Raw genomic sequence first — 18191 nt, 5'->3', positions numbered from 1 at the left:
ATTATTTCTTCAGCATGCGCAGGAATCTTGAAGGAGACGCTGCCCTTCCCCTGCGTGTATGGGGAATGGAAAGGTAAAGTTCATTCCTAGCCCGTGTAGCGGCTACATACAGCAGCCTTCGTTCCTCTTCCAGCGGACCGGTTTCACCCTTGCGATAGGAGTCCAGGGCATAATCATGCGGCAGGCCGCCGTCCACATTGCCGATTACATAGACGGTCCCATATTCAAGCCCTTTTGACCGGTGGATGGTCGTTAGCTGGATAGCCTGGCTGAAATGTTTGGACAGCTTCTTTACTTCAGAGTTCATTGCCTTCATATGTTCTGCATGGTCCAGGAATTCTGCAATTGTCCTGAATCGGCGTGCAGCCACTTTTAAATCCCGGACATCATCCGAACCTCTTTCCATGGAATTGCCTTCATTTCCGCGTTTTTTAATGAAATCCTGAAAACCCAGCTCTTTCTCAACAGCTTCAAGCGCCTGGACAGGTGAGAGGTTCTTCAGAGATCCAATTTGCTGCGGCAGCTTCTTCAGCTTTTTTTCCTGAAAGGCAAAGCTGGTCTTTACATAAGAAAGTGCCTTCAGAAGTGAACAGTCGTTTAAAATGGAGTCCGCCTTTATCTGCCTGAGCACGTTTTGTTTCAGGAAGAGGGAAGGCATTAGATCTGCGATAGCCTCTGTGCTTTCGGGATCAAGGCTCAGCCTCAGGTAGGAAAGCATGCTCCGGACCGTTCTCCTGTCATAGAAAGAATCTGCATCCTGGTCGATGGCAAAAGGCAGGCTGCTCTGGCTCAGCCGTTCGAAAATAGCCCGGGACATGGAGTGGGTCCGGTATAGGATGGCAAATTCCCCCGGGTTCCGTCCTGCTGCAATTTTTTCCTTCAGATCTGTCACGATCATGGTCGCTTCCTGTTCTTCATCATAGGGAAAGAAAAGCATGGGCGGAGGGCCATCATCATGCTGGGCATTCATCGATTTTTCACGCCGGTTGGAATTAAGCCTGATGATGCGGTTTGCCGTTCCCACAATTTCATGGGCAGATCGGTAATTATTGGTCAGTTTTATAACCTTGGTTCCTTCAAAGTCATGTTCAAATGCACTGATGAAAGCAGGATCGCTTCCCCTGAAGGAATAGATGCTCTGATCATCATCTCCCACCGCGCATATGTTTTGGGATTGTCCGGCCAGCAGGCGGATTAATTCATATTGGACCTTATTGATGTCCTGGAATTCATCTATCAGAAAGTGAGTGAACCGATTCTGGTATTTTTCAAGAATTCCGGGATTTGACTCCAAAAGAAGATAACAGCCGAGAAGCATATCATCGAAATCATATTTTTGATGATTTACTTTATATTCTTCATATTTTCGGTAAAGGAATAAGCACTTTTCCTCCCAATCATCCCCCGCCCTGATGTTTTCCGGAAACATCAGGGAGTTTTTCCAGAGTCCAATCTGCTGAAGAGCCTGATCATAGGCAAACACTTTTTCATCCAGGTCCCGTTCTCTCCCGGCTGCCTTCACAATCTGCACTTTTTCCCATTCCCATTTAAGTAAAGCTTCTTTTGTCCACTTGCCGGGTTCGTGGTGGATAAGAATCCGGTAGAAGATACTATGGAAGGTGCCGCAGATGAGTGAATTCACATCCCGGCGTGAAAGCCCGGGGAATGAGAGCAGCCTTTCCTTCATTTCCCTGGAGGCTTTAGCAGTGAAGGTTACCAGCATGATTCCCCCCGGATCTATGCCGTGGCTTGAAATCATATAGGCCGTTCGTGCAGTCAGTACCCTGGTTTTTCCGCTGCCTGCTCCTGAGAGGACCAGAACCGGACCATCTACTGCCGTCACAGCCTCTTTTTGCTGAATATCAAGCTGTATTGGATCCTCTGAGGATTCTACTGATTGCAGAGTAGAACGGAAAGCGGGGTTTTCCTTTACACGGACCGCCTGTTTCCATGCCGCTGCCGGTTCAGCTCCAGTCGTTATTCCGCGGGATCTGGGAAGCCGAAAACCGTCATGGAGGGTGGCAGCCAGTTCTGCAACCCTGGCCCCGGATCCCGCTTCCATGCAGTCCAACCTATTGGATGAATGAAAGAAATGCGGTTCGTTTTCGATCCCCAAATATAGCTTTACTGCTTCTCTGCAGACAGAGCAGGAAAGATGACCGCGTTTTCCATCATCATATAAAGCCTGCAGTTCGGAAGGATCTACTGTATCTAAATTGAATAAACGTTCACTTTTCATCGCTTTTTTCATGAAGTCCTACCTCATTTACTAAAACAGTCAAAGTTCATCATATCAAAACATATGCCAAATCTAAAGAATAACTAAATTATAGAAAAAAATGTGTTTTTACAGACAGAAAAAACGGGTATATGGAGAATAGTATAATACAAAGATTTGTTCAAAAGGAGGGGCATGCTTTGTCATATATAATTCCAGTTACAGACTACCAGACCGTTCAATATGCTGCCAGAACTGCCGGCGAATTAGAGAACACAAATGGGTACATAAAAGGCACCACCCCTGTATTCCGGGTAGAATTAGCCAGGAAACAGAAAGCAGAAAAAGATGAAAGCATACATAATTATAATGATAAACCGGATAGTGATAAAGCCGCTTTTTCCATATCTCAGAGAAAGAAACACTTTGTCCCCATGGAGATCTTGCAAAAGGCAGCTGAAATAACCGGGAAAGGCCAGTTCTTTCAGACCTATATTTAAAATAAAAAAGCCTCACCATAAGGTGCGGCTTTTTTACTGTGGTAAATCCTTGATCATCGTCCGGTGAGGAATGCCGGCATCCAAAAATTCGTCGGAAATGGCCGTATAACCCAGCCGTTCATAGAAGGGAATGGCTTGAATCTGTGCATTCAGCTTCATCTTTTTCAAACCCTCATTCGCGGCATATGTCTCCAGTGCTTCCATAAGCAGACGGCCTGCCCCGCTTTTGCGGCCGGAATGTAGAACACAAATGCGCTCGGCCTTGCCGATTCCATCCACTATCCTGAAACGGCCAGCCCCGGCCGGTGATTCATTATTATATAGAAGGAAGTGGACAGCTTCTGCTTCATGCTGATCAATTTCTTCCTCCAAAGGGACCTTCTGCTCTTCGACAAAGACTTTCTTCCTGATGGCATAAGCCTCCTGGAGCTCTTCTTCTGATTCTACAACTTTAACGTCCACGTCTCACTGTTCCTTTCGCAGGCGGAATGTTTCATACACAGTCCAGGATCCATTTTCAAGCTGATAGAGCAGATGGAAGCGGTCAATGACCTCTTCGTGTGTGATATTCAGCATCTTGAGCTGATTCAATACATCAGAATGTTCGTCATCAGATAGATTCTGCCCAATGGTAATGTGCGGTGTAAATTTATACTCGGGTGAATCACCAAAGAAATTATCATGCATAGCCTTGTGCAGGCCTTCCAGTTCAGGGGTAGGCTCGACTTTTAAGTAGATGACGTTATTGACAGGCTGAAAGGAGCTTACCTTTTTCACGTTCATGGAAAAAGGCTCATACTGGCTTGCAAGCTGTTCCAGCCGGTCTGCGATTTCCTTGATCCTGCCGTCTGTAGCTGTAAAGGCATTTTTCAGGGTAAGATGCGGCGGGATCAGGGCATAATGGGAATCATAACGTTTGCGGTATGAATTGACTAAATCCTGGAGCTTCTTGGATGGAAAGATGGCAACGCCGTATTTCATAGTACTACCTCCCAATAATAAAAAGATATCGTTATAGTATTATAACAAATTATTTGAATAATAAGCCAATTTGACTCAGGAACCTATATTAAGGAGCCAGGACTTTCCCGAGCGCCCGCTTCAGATCCTTTTGCCAATACTTCCAGGTATGCTCCCCTTCAAATTCTTCATAGAAATAAGAGAAGTTCCTCTTTTCAATCAGCTTATTGAGTTCCCTGTTGGGCTCAATAAAGTTTTGCTTTCCTCCGCTGGTCACGGGTACTTCGGTCTCACCCTTTCCGATTACATGATAGATATCAATAAGGGATGGATCAGCAAATTTCTCAACATCCGCAAGCACCTTCCCGTCTACATAAGGGGACTGGAGAATCACACTTCCGAATGTATGCGGATAGTGTAGTGCTGCCTGAAGCGAAACGGTTGCCCCGAGTGAATCACCAATCAGCACCCTGGCCCTGGCCATGCTATACACAGGGAACTCCTGATCCAAAAAGGGGACAAGTTCTGAAGCCAGAAAGCGGATGTAGGCTGCCTGTTTTTCACCATCGGGATGGTATTTAGTCCTGCGGTCCATTACATTTTTATAAGGAATCCCGACAATGATCGTATTCTGCATTTCCTTATTATATAGAAGCTCATCAGCTGCCCGGCCAATCCGGCCAAGCTGGAAATAATCCCGTCCATCCTGGGCAATCAGGAGAGTATATTTGTATAGTGGAGAAAAGGATTCCGGGAAGTAAACCAGCAATTCCAATTCTTCTTCAAGCGCATTGCTGTATATGGAGTATTCTTTAATCTTTCCTTGAGGTGCCGGCATAAAATCCTCCTAATTATGATGTTTGAAATGTTAATTTTATATTACCATAACAGAAATGAGAGCGCTCTTATCTTCTGTATGAACCCGGGATAATATTGAAGATTCTGGTGTGAAAGAGTGGGGGGAGGATCATAAAAGCTCGCGGCATGCCTTTGGCAGGGGAATATACAGCAGGAATCTGAGAACTAATTAGGATAAAGCCCTGTAGATCGAAAATCAGGCTGCTTAATAAATGCTTAAGAGCCTGTGCCGGCATGATAGGTACTCCGGGCTGGTATGGCTGAGAGGATATTTGCAATTTTGAAGGTACGCTTCTGATTTCTCAAAAAACAAAAAGCTTTAATATGAGTGTCCGTCATTTCCAACAAAGTAATCCTGCGCTGGGACAGCCCCTGGTCTTCTGCCAAATAGATGATTTCCAGGTTCCGCTGCTCATTAAGGCAGCGAGACAGTAAGGAATTCATATAATTCACTTCCTTTTAGACAATTAGCTTATATATTCATTATATGCAAACGTACGTTTTTAATTCAATGAAAAGGGAATGTTTGTTCGTATTTTTTTAAAAAAGTGGTTCAAATGGGAAATTAAGCGAAAATTTTAACCAGTTATTTAGTTAAAAGGCATTGACTTTCCCGGTAAAATAAATATAATAATATATATGACATTACGATCTGATAGTTCAGCGGGAGAATACATCCTTGACAGGGATGGGGTCGGGGGTTCGAATCCCTCTCAGATCATTATTAGAAAAAGGCTGAAACCATTGATTTATCAACGGTTTCAGCCTTTTTTTATGTATGCTTATTTATTTTCTCATTGTTCATTTATCTTGTTGCTCACATCTTGCTAACATTTATAATTCAACACCATATAAAAAGTAACGAGATTTTTTTCTACAAGCATATGTGATGAAGATGTTAGTAAGGTAGATACCAATCCTAATGGACAAGTTACAATCGTTGAAACCAAAGTTGCTGGCTTTAAAATGCCCATTACCCGTGACTCATGGCTCTATAAATATATGGACGACCGAGATGGTGATGGCTTAGTAGGTGAATAATTGGGATTATGCGGCGATTCTTTTCTTCTTATTGAATTAACGGGAAGGTTAGCTGAAGAGTGTTTTTTTAACTTTTGTGCAGTACACGAGGCAGATAATTAAGAATTAATTTAGCATCAATAACCGTGAACCGAATGAGGTACTAAAATTTCACAAAGAGCACCTTATTGGATTTTTTAAGCAAACCCTTCTAATCCTGTTCCAGTTTGTATGAATGCGTCACTTTCTGCAATCTGCATCATTTTTTTATAGGTAATTCAACGGAGTGAGCATCTGATTCAGGTGGAACTACCTTTTCTGTAGTTACATGGTTGCCGCCTATTCGGTCAGTAAAGTATTGAAGAGGATATATAGTTGTATATACCAATAATTTTTCGTCATTTTTCTTTTGGGTATTATCAGGGCTTTTGACTGTGTTACATGCAACCAGTGATAAAAGTAAAGCAATAATAAACACTAGTTTCAATTTGTTTTTCAATCAGTTCTCTCCTTTAATATGTTAAAGACTTGTATAGTTTAATAGGAACCGTTACGATTTGAAAGAAAAATAAATTTTTCTTAATTATTGGTGAGGTTATATTACCGATTAGGATAATCAGATTCGACAAGCATATAAATGAAACATGTCCATTTTAGTAAGAGGTGCTGGTATGAGAATTCAAAGAATTATAGCGATCCTTGTGGGGAGTATACTGTTATCTTTAGGAATCAACATGTTTTTAGTTCCATACAACGTTTTAGACGGTGGTGTAATTGGTCTCGGTCTCATACTACATTATTTGTGGAGTTTAAAAGCCGGAGTTTCCATAATTGTTTTAAGTATTCCTATCTTTATTCTGGCGTGGTTTAAATATCGGGAATATTTTTATAGCAGCATGCAAGGAATGTTCATCTCATCACTGTTCATCGATTTATTTCAAACTGGTCAGCTTTTATCATTCCAAATAGAACCAGCAATAAGTTCCATAATCGGAGGGGTACTTGTTGGAACGGGGATTGGTTTAATGCTCAGATATGGGACTAGTACAGGTGGAACTGACCTGTTAGCACAAATGATCTCTGTTTGGTCCGGTGTAAATGTAGGCATATCCATTTTTATAATAGATTCGGCAGTTATATCATTAGGCGGAATTTTGATTTCTGCTGAAACATTCCTTCTATCTGTCATAACTGTACTATCAGTTGGCCTTACAACAAGCCTTTTAACCTGGCGGAAGGACGCAAGATTGGTATAAAAGTATGCTGTAATTTCGGTGTTAAAAGCGGTACGTTGTCTGTACGGTTTGCTCAATCACTACTGCTCTTATTGAGAACTAAAATCGGAGGTTTGTTAAATCATGATTTTCGACCCATGGATATAATTTTCCTTATAGCTTTTGGTGTTTCCATATGGGCAAAGATTAAAGTGGAAAAAGCACTCTTAAAAAATTCAGTAGTAAGATCTTATTCATCACTGTCTGGAGCATAAATTGCAAGAAGGATATAGGATGCTGCAGGACTAAGATATATTGCTATTGATATTGGGGCGTGGCTGCTTTCCGTATCATTATAATCCAATATCAAAATTATCTATTTGTCGGAAGATGTTTACTATAAACGTAACCTTGCAGCTATTTCAATTGCAGCTCATGAAGTTGGACACGCTGCTCAATATAAATTTTTTTGATGGTTTTTGGATATGTTATTAGTCCGATAAAAGAGAATGAAAATGTATTGTATACCTTATACTCCTTTAAATTCCTTTTTCATATGCATGCAGCAGAGCCGCACACATATAGCCATCGTGACGGATGAGTACGGCGGCACAGCGGGTCTTGTGACCATGGAAGACATCCTCGAAGAAATTGTTGGCGAGATTCGGGACGAGTATGATACCGACGAGTGCCGGATATCCAGGTGAAAAGCGAATCGGAATATGTGATGAATGGTCGTGTCAGGCTGACCGATTTAGAAGAGAGGTTCAATTTGGATTTTCCAGACAGTGAATACCTAGATACAATAGGCGGCTGGATTCAGACACAAAGCGACAAGGTCCCAGAAGAAGGAGATACCGTTGAGCTTCAATCACACCTTTGGACGGTAATAGAAATGGAAAGTTACCAGGTCAAAAGAGTTGAACTTATGCTTCAAGAAGTATCAAATGCCTAATAAACAAAGCATGATTCTGTTTTAGAATCATGCTTTTTGAATACCATCCTTTTTTTGTGAACATCGCCATCTAAATCAAAAATTTTTATAGATTATTCCTTTTATGAAATACAGTGTGCATTTTTAGTTCTTCATTTCCTATTAGAACACAGGTTACTTCAGGAGAAATGGAAAGAAAAATTGAAGCATCAGTTTCTGGATCATAATTTAGTAAGCAGTACTGAAACTGGAACCTTGCAAGACCCCAAAACTTTTTTGAGGGTAATGAAAAAGATAATAAAAGCTGCAAATGTACAATTTATTAGATTTCATAATATACGCCATACTCATGCATCTATTCTTATTTCAGAAGGTGTAGTTATTGTTATAGTTTCTGCTAGACTTGATCACTCCAATCCTAAGATTATACTTGAAACGTATGCCCACCTTATCCCTAATGAAGATAATGCTGTAGCAGATGCTGCAATTGAAAAAAATAACATTGAACAGGATCAAAAATAGGCAGAAAAGGTCATGCAGCCAGTTCGAACTTACACTATAGAATTTGGGCATGCGTATCCGTTTCTGTTTCCTTTCGTATTATTCGGAATGTGGAAACAGACAATTTACTTCTAAAAGCCTCTTTACAATGTATGAACGAGAACTAATTCTCATCAATAATTTCTAAGGGGGTACAAATTAAGTAGTAACAAATGAAGAACAGTTGAATAGACAAGAACTCTGGAATGAAAAATATCCCCCTCGAAGATGTGGGGGATAAGAACTCCTTTAGTAGATCAGTAGATTTGGAATCTGTTAGTCTATCTGTTCCGATACCTGTCACGGTGTCTGTGACAGTCTTTATTACGGTGTCTGTCACAGTCTTTATTACGGTCTCTGTCGCGGTCTCTGTCGCGGTCTCTGTCGCGGTCTCTGTCACGGTCTCTGTCGGAATTTCCAAACATCAAATTTTCCCAGAATGGCATTATATTCACCTCCGAAACTTTTATATAAATATAGTATCCATTATTGAGAAAATAGCTTGTGTCAACGTAACCATTATTAAATATATTTTATACCTAGATTTGAATCATTTTTAATTTAAGCAGATACGATTAAACAGGTATGTTGATATTTCACTTAAAATATAGGGTGCGTTAGTTTCAATGGATGGCAATAGCAGAATTGAAAACTACCTTATTAGTTACTTTTGCCCTAAAGTGTACCAGTAACAATGAGAATAGCTTTTTTTAAAACGAATATTCAATTAAAACTTGTTGTAATAACGGGTGCGGAAGATTAACAAAATCGCCTTACCTTTTGGGATTATAGGTTTTTAGAGCGTGAATTTGGGGTAAAAACATTGAAATATAGTGACACCATTGGGGAGAACTAAATGTATGATCAAGAACACTTTCTTTTAAAGAGGGAACTTGGCAGGCTTCTAATGGACCTAACTAGATGTACCAATCCAAAATACAAAAATCAAATTCGAAAAGACATAGATTTTTTAAGAATGGTTATAGTCCAAAATATTACTCTTTAAAAATAAAGGGTTTTTTTTTTGTCTAACCGGGACCTCCCATTTAATGGAGTTGTGGGTTTATAAACTAACACGAAAATTATATCCTTACTATCATACTTATCAGTTCCATAAGAGCTTATTGAACTAATGGGTGCGTTAGTTTAATAAGGAAGGGATGCTGGAGTGCATTTTTTATATTTTTCGCTATCGGATTTGTTAGTTGAAGATCATTCGGCTGCTTAGGCAGACTTCTTGTTGTTTCACTAACGAGACAGTTTAGTTTAATAAGTATGGGTTCAACAGACGCCCATGTTTTTATAAGGTTTCAAATCTTCTGTGTAATAGATTTTGCAGAGATGATTTGCATCAATAACGTCTGTCTTAACCTTTCTTAAACTTGAACTCTTTGCCCGGTAAGAGACTAAAGGGTTAACAATAATGATCAAGTATCTTCTTTCCAATAATGAACTGCCGGAGTATGGTAATGACCTGTAGACTCCATGACTAAAGGACGTTATACCCCAGAAATTCTCTCAACCTCGGAGAGAAAGGCATGCAGTTTTTCCAGACCTTCTAGAGAGTGTTCAACTTTAAATCTTTTTTGATAAGGTTTTTGCTTATCCAGGAAAGCTTGTGTCTGGCTTTCACCTATGACTGCATCCAGTCCAACCACTGGATTCATTAGCTTCTCCTCCTAAATTCTATTTGCCGGTACCCCTAATCCTCCTTGCAGTATCATAGCTTCGCTTGTTATACGAGATCTAAGTCCCAACCAGCCTCAATCATGTTTCTACATGTAGGTGGCGAACGGTTTAGTTAACGGGGTTAAAGCCCCATGGGCAGTTTAGTTGAAAAGAACCGAATGGTAAACTTCTTCCTCGTTTAAACCGACATAAACAACAAGGGGGAACGACTATGCACAGAAAATGGAAAGCCATGTTGTCATTTTTGATGGTATGTACGATTGGAATGGCCATTCACGCCATGGCAGCCAAGAAAACGGAACAAACCGGACTGTATGTCTCTCCTGTTGGCGATGACAAAAATCCAGGAAGCAGGAACAAACCGCTTAAAACCATACAAAAAGCAGTCAATCTCACAAAACCTGGTACCACGGTCTATGTCCGAAATGGGACTTATCATGAACAGGTGGTCATCAAAAAATCCGGGCGTAAAGAAGCCCCTATTACGTTGAAATCGTATCCGAAAGAAAAGGCGACCATTGATGGAAGCTTCGTTCAGGTGTCGTGGGACCATCAGGGCTTGGTTTCGATCCATGACAAAAGCTATGTGACGGTCGAGGGATTTGAAATCAAGCAGTATAAAACCAAAAAGGAAGACCTGGTGCCCATCGGCATTTCCGTCAGCGGGAGCGGGAAAGGGGTCAAGATTTTACGGAACCATATACACCATATCGAAACGCAGCATAAAAACGGGAACGCTCATGGAATTGCGGTATATGGAACCAAAGCACCGGACGCGATCGAGGATATTATCGTTTCAGGAAACAAACTGGAAGACATGAAGTTGGGTTGGAGTGAGTCTCTCGTGTTAAACGGGAATGTTACGAACTTTAAGGTGACAGACAACCTCCTAAGGCGAAACGACAACATCGGAATTGATATCATCGGATTCGAAGGTGTATCCACTGAGGAGAAGTTCGACCAGGCGAGAAACGGAATCATCAGCAACAATACGGTCTATCACATTTCCAGTTACGGAAACCAGGCCTACGGAAACCATTATTCTGCGGGCGGTATTTATGTCGATGGCGGAAAACAGATCACCATCGAAAACAATCGTGTCTATCAGAATGATATAGGCATAGAAGCGGCCAGTGAACATGGCGGAAAATCCACAAGCTCGGTCACGATACGGAACAATGTCATTTATGAAAACAGAAGTGCAGGCATTGCAATCGGTGGATATGATCACAAAAGAGGAAACACCGTGAAAAATAGGATTACAGGGAACATCCTGTATAAAAACGATACCAAATTTCAAGACGGGGGCCAACTGCTCATACAATACCACACAAAGCAAAACAGGATTGAGAACAACATTATGGTGGCCGGGAAATCACGGCTTTTGATCAGCAGTCCTGCCAATCAACTTAACAGCAATAAGATCGACAACAATGTCTATTACTATGAAAAAGGCGATAAACAAACACGCTGGATCTGGCAATCGGAAGAAGTCACCGGATTTGCAGCGTATCAACAGAAAAGCTTCCAGGATCGTAAAAGCACGTTCAGGAAGCCCATCTTCGCGGATGAAAGGAAACGGGACTTCCGATTGGTCACCAAAAAGTGACCAGTAGTATAATGGGTACATACTACATATTGGCAGTAATGATGATAGATGACAAGGATACCCGAACATGACCGCCGTGCGAATAAGTCTTTGAAGGGGATGAAATCATGAATTACCTAATGGATGGTCATGGGTTCATTTGGGGGATTATACAGAAATTATTATGGGACAATCGCCTTCTTCGGATTTCTATAATGAGGATGGAGAAGGCTTGCCCTTTTATCAAGGCAAAGCGGAATTCGGCAAGTTGTTTTCGACTCCGAGGAAATGGTGTATAGAGCCTAAGAAAGTCGCTTTGAAAGATGACATTTTAATGTCCGTTCGTGCACCAGTGGGAGTGGTAAATCTTTGCATGAAGGAATCAAGTATCGAAAAAGGAATAACGCTATTCGCCCATTGGCTCATAGCAATACACGTTACCTCTTTTATTATCTGAAGTCCATAGAAAAACTAATAGAGGAAAAAGGAACGGGGACAACTTTTAAGGCAATCACCAGATAAAAGACCAGATAGAATGCTGCATATAGGAGTGGTTTCCCAAGCGGAATTTGATGAAAAGAAAGTGGTTCTCATGGAAAAGAAGCTGATTGGTGAACGGAATGGATTTGTACCTCCACCTCATCAACTAGATATTATTTAAAGAGGGTCCCTCCACTTCTAAATAATTGGGATAGATTTGTTCATTTTAATTTGATACGTAGAACCGTAACGAATCGGTGAATTCCACTTTTCTCTTAAATTGGTTTTCTGCAGTCAGTACTCTAAACAGGTGGTGTGGGGGAACATGATTAATGCTCACAATTTGCTAACTTAATTAAATTCATTTTTTGATTTTTATTTATTTTATTTCCGTTCAGTAAGTTGAAATGGCTGGTTTTAATCATATTTTAAAATTATATAAACTTATTTAATTTAATTGAACGAAGGTAAATTTTTTGACAGGGATGGGGTCGGTGTTTAAATCCCTCTCAGATCATTATTAATAGAGAGGCTGGATTCATCGATTATAATGAATCCAGTTTTTTTGCCGTTCTTTTACCCGGGTATTGCGGTGAATTGATCAGTGCTTTCCAATCTGTTTCTTCTTGACTTTATACTTCACCAAGCCTCTCTCCGGTCTGGAGAGAGGCTTTTATATTCTTGCTGAAAACCGGGAGGGGATTTCCCTTTCAGATATCCTGCCTGCAGGGGACTGTTTACTCCACGAATGATCAGGGAATTAAAAAAAGGTGATGATAAAAATGCCAGTTACATGTTAACTGCCGGCAAGGAGAGATTTTATGACTAAGCCTGTAAATCCATTAAATCAATTTTATAACGAGAAATATCCTGAACAGTACCAGGAGCCTCCGGCCGTCCAGGGGGAAATGAGCCCGCTGCCTGATTGCGGGGAAGAAAGCTATAAAGGCTCCGGGAGACTGGAAGGAAGAAAGGCGCTGGTGACAGGCGGTGACTCAGGGATAGGAAGGGCAGCAGCCATTGCCTATGCTCGTGAAGGGGCGGATGTTGCCATCAATTATCTTCCTGTGGAGCAGCCGGATGCTGAAGAAGTGAAAAAGCTGATTGAAGCAGAGGGAAGAAAGGCTGTGCTTATACCGGGCGATTTGAGTGATGAAGCTTTTAATGAAGACATGGTAAAGCGTGCCTATGAGGAACTGGGGGGACTTGATGTCCTGGCCCTGGTTGCCGGTAAACAGCAGGCTGTCGAAAATATTGCAGAACTCCAGACCGAACAGCTGAAGAAGACGTTTGAAATCAATGTATATTCCCTGGTTTGGACTATCAAGGCTGCACTGCCATACCTTCCGGAGGGAGCTTCCATTATTACCACTACCTCTGTGCAGGGGTATAAACCTAGTCCGAATCTGCTGGATTATGCTGCAACCAAATTTGCAATCAATGGCTTCAGCAGAGGCCTTGCCAAGCAATTGGCACCTAAGGGAATCCGCGTGAATTCAGTCGCCCCGGGTCCGATCTGGACACCGCTCCAAATTTCCGGGGGACAGCCGGGTGAAGCTATTCCGGCATTCGGTGAGGGTACCCCATTGAAGCGTGCAGGGCAGCCGGTTGAACTGGCCGGTGTATATGTGTTCCTGGCATCGACAGAATCAAGCTATGTGACGGCACAGACGTACGGAGTGACCGGCGGCATAGAGCTTGCATGATTGTTTGAAGGCACTTCTTTCAGAGGTGCCTTCTCATTTGCCAAGTTTTCCTTTTGCATGGCAGTGGGCTATACTATATGAAATAATGTGATAAGAAAGATGGGATGATGAATGAACGGACAAAATAGAAGCGATATAAAACCGGGGCTTGCCGTAGATATCGTGTTAAAGGCAGACCAGAGGTCCGGTAAAACAACAAGCGGGATCGTAAAGGATATTTTAACAAATTCCCAGACGCATCCTCACGGAATTAAAGTCAGGCTGACTGACGGCCAGGTGGGAAGGGTCAAGGCCATCCGGAACTGAAACAGCCGGTGCTGAAACAGTCCCGGAGTTTGCAGGCTTTGGGGCAGTTTCAGCTAATGAGGTATTTGGGGGAAAGGCTTTGGCTATCTTGCAAACAAACAATTTGTAAATCGTAATCATTACGTTTATAATCGATTTATACTACTAATGAGGTGATTACATGAGACAGGATATTCATCTGGATTATCGTAAGGTCGTGTTTATGGATACAAACAGCGGCTTTAAATTCATGAGCGGATCTACTAAAAATTCAAATGAAACAATCGAGTGGGAAGATGGCAATACCTATCCGCTTTTGAAAGTAGAAGTCAGCTCAGATACTCATCCGTTTTATACAGGAGTACAAAAGTTTGCAGATAAAGGCGGACGTGTAGACCGTTTCAGACAGCGGTACAATGCGAGGAAGCAATAATTTTTTTAATTTTAAATCGTAATGATTACTGTTTGAGAGGAGATCCGTTTGGCAAAAAAATCAAAGGTCGTAAAAGAATTAAAGAGACAGCAAATGGCTGCTCAGTATGCTGAATTAAGAAAAGAGCTGAAAGCGAAAGGGGATTTCGCCGCATTAAGCAGAATGCCGCGTGATTCTGCACCTTCCCGCCTGCATAACCGGTGCCGGGTAACAGGAAGGCCGAGAGGGTATCTGCGGAAATTTGGAATGTCGAGAATTGTATTCCGGGAACTTGCCCATAAAGGGCAGATACCCGGGGTCAAGAAATCCAGATGGTGATGAGTGGTCAGTCTGCATTGTATGGAAAAAAGGCAGAAGTGCTAATCAGAGGTATAAATGCCTCTCTTCCAGAATTCAAAAAAACTTTATATCTTTATATAGTGAACGTGGAGGACAGTTTGGCGGCAGCCTCATCTGGAAGCCGCACGAAGGTTTGGCATGACAGTGGATGAGACAGTTTTTCTGATGCATGAGATTGAAGATGAAATAAGCTTTAAGCTTGAAAGGAAATCAAGCATAAGATGGATTGCCTGTACAAAAAGGTCAATGGAAAAAAGCGGCGGCGAGGACCCATTGTGCTTTCTATTAATTCATTAGATAGACCAAACCCGGCGGAGGGATATCATTTAGCCTTCTCCGGCGTCAATTCTTTCTATAAGATACCAGGAGGAAAAAATGAGAGTCAACATTACATTGCAATGCACAGAGTCGGGAGACCGCAATTATATTACAACAAAGAATAAGCGTAACAACCCTGACCGGCTTGAATTAAAAAAATATTCCCCGCGTCTTAAACGCTATACCATACACAGAGAGACCAAGTAAAAAGTGCGGGGGTTCTAAAATTATTCCATTTTCATCCTGCACACATTTATTCCGTTTGAAAAGCACTGTATTCCTCCTTTTAGTCCGCCCCGCGGAAAGCGAGTACCTGCAGGGGAAATCCACTATATTATTCAACAGCCACAATGTATGCGAAAACAGGCATGAAAAAAAGAGGGACTGTCCAAATTAATAGGACAATTCCTCTTTTTGCGTTTCCTGCGCCAGGAATGATTCCACCAGAACAACCAGCTTTTTAAGATCCTCTCCCCTGAAATCTTCCTGTTTTACCGTGATAGTATGGAGGGTAGTTTCAATAAGAAACTTCCGGGGACTATTTGTACCCAAAATCTCTTCCTTGATGAATTCAAGAAGCTCTTTGAATTTATCTGTTTCCTGAGAGCCGGGCAGCGATGCTTTTAACGATGCGACAACTTCCTTCAGGTCTTTCCTGAATTTCTGATTCTTGCTTTTGCAGCGCGGCAGCCAGGAATCCAGCCGTTCCGGTTCAAACAATACCTCATTTGTTTGTGACAGCTCCTCAACCATGTGGGCTATGCGGTTGACACTATAACGGACGAGCTGTTGGAAGTTCGCGGTGCTATCTTCTGAATGGTATCTGATGTTCGATTTCAGGATTCCGAGGAAGCTGATGGAACAATCAAGCAGAAACCGTTTATTTGTTTCACCAAAAATATCAAGGAAGCGGAGATAAACCCAGCGGAGAGACATGAGGCTCGCTTTCTTCATGAATTGATTAAGATCTGGATCATTGGAGACAATAACTTCCTCAAAAAGGGTGAATAATTTATTCGCCCGGTTCATTTGCAGCTGCAATTCTATTTGCTTAACAAACAGGTCTATGTCAGATTTATCTCCATTAATCAGCAGCTCATTGCGGGCAAGTTCAATCTGTTTAGATAGGGATTTGAACAACGCTATTAATAATTCTGTCTTAGAAGCGAAATAATTATAAAATGTACCTTTGGAAATCCCGCTATGGTCCAGAATATCCTGGATGGAAGTAGCGGAAAAGCCTTTTTCTATGAAAAGCTGATGGGCTGCCTGTATCACATGCTGTTTCTTTTCATTCATTTCCTCACCTTATTTTTCTTTGGACTATGAGTACAAAAGTTATCTTACCTTAAAATAAGGGAAGCCACAAACCGGAAAAAAAAAGAAAAAATTATATTGTCAATTTAGTACCTGTAGTATAAGATATTACCTATGTGAAATATTAGTATAAAAAAGTGAACTGAATGTATAAAGGAGAAAAAACATGGATCAGACTCTAAAACAACCGCCAGCAAGGCCGCCATATGCCATTCTTGCTGTTTTAATGATTGGGGCGTTCATCGCTTTCCTGAACAATACGCTCCTTAATATTGCGCTGCCTTCCATCATGAAGGACCTCGATATTGAGACAGCAACCGTCCAGTGGCTGACAACAGGCTTTATGCTCGTCAACGGGATTATGATACCGACCACTGCCTACTTAATCCAAAAATACTCTGTCAGAAACTTGTTCCTTACTGCCATGGGACTCTTCACCCTTGGTACAGTGCTTGCCGGATTTGCCCATATCTTCCCGGTACTGCTGACCGGAAGGATGATACAGGCATCAGGGTCCGCAATTCTTATGCCGCTCCTGATGAATGTAATGCTTACAAGTTTTCCTATTGAAAAGCGCGGTACTGCCATGGGAGTATTCGGTCTTGTCCTCATGGGGGCGCCAGCGATCGGGCCGACACTTTCCGGATGGATCATCGAGCATTATGATTGGCGCATGCTGTTCCATGTTGTGACACCTATTGCCGCTGGAGTCTTCATAGTAGGACTTTTCATGCTTCATGACAAAAAAGAGAAAACTGATGTAAGGCTTGATACTATTTCGGTAATCCTATCAAGCATTGGATTTGGCGGAATCCTCTATGGATTCAGCTCAGCGGGCAATAAGGGCTGGGATGCGCCTGAAGTGTATTCAACCATTGCGGTAGGCGTGATTGCCTTATTTATCTTTGTTATGCGCCAGCTTAAAATGGAACGGCCCATGCTTAACTTTAAAATTTACCGTTATCCGATGTATGCCTTATCTTCTGTCATATCGATGGTCATTACGATGGCTATGTTCTCAGGGATGCTGCTGCTTCCCATCTATGTACAGACGCTGCGCGGCATATCGCCGCTTGATGCCGGCCTGATGCTGCTTCCGGGAGCCATCCTGATGGCACTTATGTCACCGGTCACCGGAAGGCTGTTTGATAAATTCGGTGGCCGTATTCTCGCCATCATCGGTCTTTCGATAACGGTCATCACCACTTATTATTTCAGTAAATTGACTCTTGAAACCACTTATACACAATTGATCATACTCTACTCACTCAGGATGTTCGGAATGTCCATGGTTATGATGCCTGTTTCCACTAACGGCTTGAACCAGCTGCCGCCAAAATATTATCCTCATGGGACGGCCATGAATAATACCATGCAGCAGGTATCAGGTGCAATCGGTACTGCCCTGCTTGTTACCATCATGTCCAACAGGGCGGAGGATTATGGCAAAGAACTGGCTGCGGATGCCATGAAAAATGCCACAAGCAAGCCGACTCCGGAGGCGCTGGCCGCCATGAAGCAGGAAATCGGAATGAAGGCGCTGCTAGAAGGAATTAACTATGCTTTCTTCATCTCCATATTCATCGCAGCGCTTGCGCTCTTACTGGCATTTTTCATCAAGCGGGCCAAACAGGCTGAAGATATTATCGGAAATCAGCCTCCAAATGTAGATAAAAAGCCGGAAGCGGCTGGAAACTGATTGTTAGAAACCCTCCCTGGCGGAGGGTTTTTTTGGTTAGCACTAATTCATTCGGAACATGAATCAAATAGGAACAGTAATATTTTGCTATAA

The 18191-nt window shown here is 42.1% G+C and carries 19 protein-coding genes, 1 tRNA gene and 2 pseudogenes; 13 read left to right on the top strand and 9 right to left on the bottom strand.

The genetic code is table 11. The features are described 5' to 3' along the window. Nucleotide 1: 1 nt before the first annotated feature. Nucleotides 2-2251, bottom strand: coding sequence for an ATP-dependent helicase (locus tag V1498_RS16215; protein ID WP_409294711.1), 2250 nt, complete (start codon nt 2249-2251; stop codon nt 2-4). 167 nt (nt 2252-2418) lie between these two features. On the opposite strand from V1498_RS16215, the gene V1498_RS16210 reads away from it, so the two are divergent. Then, complete coding sequence (locus V1498_RS16210) at nt 2419-2718, top strand: hypothetical protein (protein WP_409294710.1); 300 nt, start codon at nt 2419-2421, stop codon at nt 2716-2718. A 33-nt stretch (nt 2719-2751) separates the two neighbouring features. Here the strand turns inward: V1498_RS16210 and V1498_RS16205 are convergent, their stop codons facing one another. From V1498_RS16205 to V1498_RS16190, 4 genes are all read right to left on the bottom strand, one after another. Continuing rightward, nucleotides 2752-3180: a GNAT family N-acetyltransferase gene (locus V1498_RS16205; RefSeq protein WP_409294709.1), complete on the bottom strand. Its 429-nt coding sequence runs from the start codon at nt 3178-3180 to the stop codon at nt 2752-2754. A 3-nt stretch (nt 3181-3183) separates the two neighbouring features. After that, complete coding sequence (locus V1498_RS16200; protein ID WP_409294708.1) at nt 3184-3699, bottom strand: YjcG family protein; 516 nt, start codon at nt 3697-3699, stop codon at nt 3184-3186. A gap of 88 nt (nt 3700-3787) precedes the next feature. Next, the gene (locus V1498_RS16195; RefSeq protein ID WP_409294707.1) at nt 3788-4516 is read right to left on the bottom strand and encodes an alpha/beta hydrolase; all 729 of its coding nucleotides are present in this window, start codon (nt 4514-4516) and stop codon (nt 3788-3790) included. Between the two features lie 236 nt (nt 4517-4752). Further along, nucleotides 4753-4980: a hypothetical protein gene (locus V1498_RS16190; protein WP_409294706.1), complete on the bottom strand. Its 228-nt coding sequence runs from the start codon at nt 4978-4980 to the stop codon at nt 4753-4755. A 205-nt stretch (nt 4981-5185) separates the two neighbouring features. On the opposite strand from V1498_RS16190, the gene V1498_RS16185 reads away from it, so the two are divergent. Further along, nucleotides 5186-5257 (top strand) — tRNA-Val (locus V1498_RS16185). A 558-nt stretch (nt 5258-5815) separates the two neighbouring features. Here V1498_RS16185 and V1498_RS16180 read toward each other — a convergent pair. After that, nucleotides 5816-6055, bottom strand: coding sequence for a metal ABC transporter solute-binding protein, Zn/Mn family (locus V1498_RS16180; RefSeq protein ID WP_409294705.1), 240 nt, complete (start codon nt 6053-6055; stop codon nt 5816-5818). A gap of 172 nt (nt 6056-6227) precedes the next feature. Between V1498_RS16180 and V1498_RS16175 the strand changes: the two genes are divergently transcribed. The 4 genes and pseudogenes from V1498_RS16175 to V1498_RS16160 all read left to right on the top strand — a co-directional run bounded on the left by V1498_RS16175 (nt 6228) and on the right by V1498_RS16160 (nt 8226). Then, nucleotides 6228-6812: a YitT family protein gene (locus V1498_RS16175; protein WP_409294704.1), complete on the top strand. Its 585-nt coding sequence runs from the start codon at nt 6228-6230 to the stop codon at nt 6810-6812. Nucleotides 6813-7150: 338 nt separating this feature from the next. Next, the gene (locus V1498_RS16170) at nt 7151-7243 is read left to right on the top strand and encodes a zinc metallopeptidase (RefSeq protein WP_409294703.1); all 93 of its coding nucleotides are present in this window, start codon (nt 7151-7153) and stop codon (nt 7241-7243) included. A gap of 78 nt (nt 7244-7321) precedes the next feature. Next, a pseudogene (locus tag V1498_RS16165) lies at nt 7322-7725 on the top strand (transporter associated domain-containing protein); the annotation flags it as partial. 180 nt (nt 7726-7905) lie between these two features. Continuing rightward, entirely contained in the window at nt 7906-8226 is a 321-nt protein-coding gene (locus V1498_RS16160; protein ID WP_409294702.1) for a tyrosine-type recombinase/integrase, read from the top strand. A 299-nt stretch (nt 8227-8525) separates the two neighbouring features. Here V1498_RS16160 and V1498_RS16155 read toward each other — a convergent pair whose 3' ends face one another. Then, nucleotides 8526-8690: a hypothetical protein gene (locus V1498_RS16155; RefSeq protein ID WP_409294701.1), complete on the bottom strand. Its 165-nt coding sequence runs from the start codon at nt 8688-8690 to the stop codon at nt 8526-8528. Between the two features lie 844 nt (nt 8691-9534). Further along, a pseudogene (locus V1498_RS16150) lies at nt 9535-9911 on the bottom strand (IS110 family transposase); the annotation flags it as partial. A gap of 233 nt (nt 9912-10144) precedes the next feature. Between V1498_RS16150 and V1498_RS16145 the strand changes: the two are divergent. The 6 genes from V1498_RS16145 to rpmG all read left to right on the top strand — a co-directional run bounded on the left by V1498_RS16145 (nt 10145) and on the right by rpmG (nt 15289). Beyond that, nucleotides 10145-11542 (top strand): nitrous oxide reductase family maturation protein NosD, encoded by a 1398-nt coding sequence (locus V1498_RS16145; protein ID WP_409294700.1) that lies wholly within the window; start codon nt 10145-10147, stop codon nt 11540-11542. Between the two features lie 1280 nt (nt 11543-12822). Then, a complete protein-coding gene (locus V1498_RS16140) occupies nt 12823-13707 on the top strand; it encodes an SDR family oxidoreductase (protein WP_409294699.1) in 885 nt (294 codons plus the stop codon). Nucleotides 13708-13818: 111 nt separating this feature from the next. After that, nucleotides 13819-14013 (top strand): YwbE family protein, encoded by a 195-nt coding sequence (locus V1498_RS16135; protein ID WP_409294698.1) that lies wholly within the window; start codon nt 13819-13821, stop codon nt 14011-14013. A gap of 160 nt (nt 14014-14173) precedes the next feature. Further along, nucleotides 14174-14425: a type B 50S ribosomal protein L31 gene (locus V1498_RS16130; RefSeq protein ID WP_409294697.1), complete on the top strand. Its 252-nt coding sequence runs from the start codon at nt 14174-14176 to the stop codon at nt 14423-14425. Nucleotides 14426-14473: 48 nt separating this feature from the next. Continuing rightward, entirely contained in the window at nt 14474-14743 is a 270-nt protein-coding gene (rpsN, locus tag V1498_RS16125) for a 30S ribosomal protein S14 (RefSeq protein WP_409294696.1), read from the top strand. 396 nt (nt 14744-15139) lie between these two features. Then, on the top strand, nt 15140-15289 hold the full coding sequence (rpmG, locus tag V1498_RS16120; protein WP_409294695.1) for a 50S ribosomal protein L33: 150 nt from the start codon (nt 15140-15142) through the stop codon (nt 15287-15289). Between the two features lie 186 nt (nt 15290-15475). On the opposite strand, the gene V1498_RS16115 is transcribed toward rpmG, so the two are convergent. Beyond that, nucleotides 15476-16381, bottom strand: a complete 906-nt coding sequence (locus V1498_RS16115) for a TetR/AcrR family transcriptional regulator (RefSeq protein WP_409294694.1) — start codon at nt 16379-16381, stop codon at nt 15476-15478. Nucleotides 16382-16565: 184 nt separating this feature from the next. Here V1498_RS16115 and V1498_RS16110 point away from each other — a divergent pair, with 184 nt between their 5' ends. Next, nucleotides 16566-18098, top strand: a complete 1533-nt coding sequence (locus tag V1498_RS16110) for a DHA2 family efflux MFS transporter permease subunit (RefSeq protein ID WP_409294693.1) — start codon at nt 16566-16568, stop codon at nt 18096-18098. The last annotated feature ends 93 nt before the right edge of the window (nt 18099-18191 follow it).

The sequence above is a fragment of the Paraperibacillus marinus genome, assembly GCF_046237605.1.
In the GTDB taxonomy this organism is placed as follows: domain Bacteria; phylum Bacillota; class Bacilli; order Bacillales; family DSM-1321; genus Paraperibacillus; species Paraperibacillus marinus.
The sequence above is the reverse complement of the archived record's forward strand: the minus strand, read 5'-3'. Positions and strand labels throughout refer to the sequence as shown.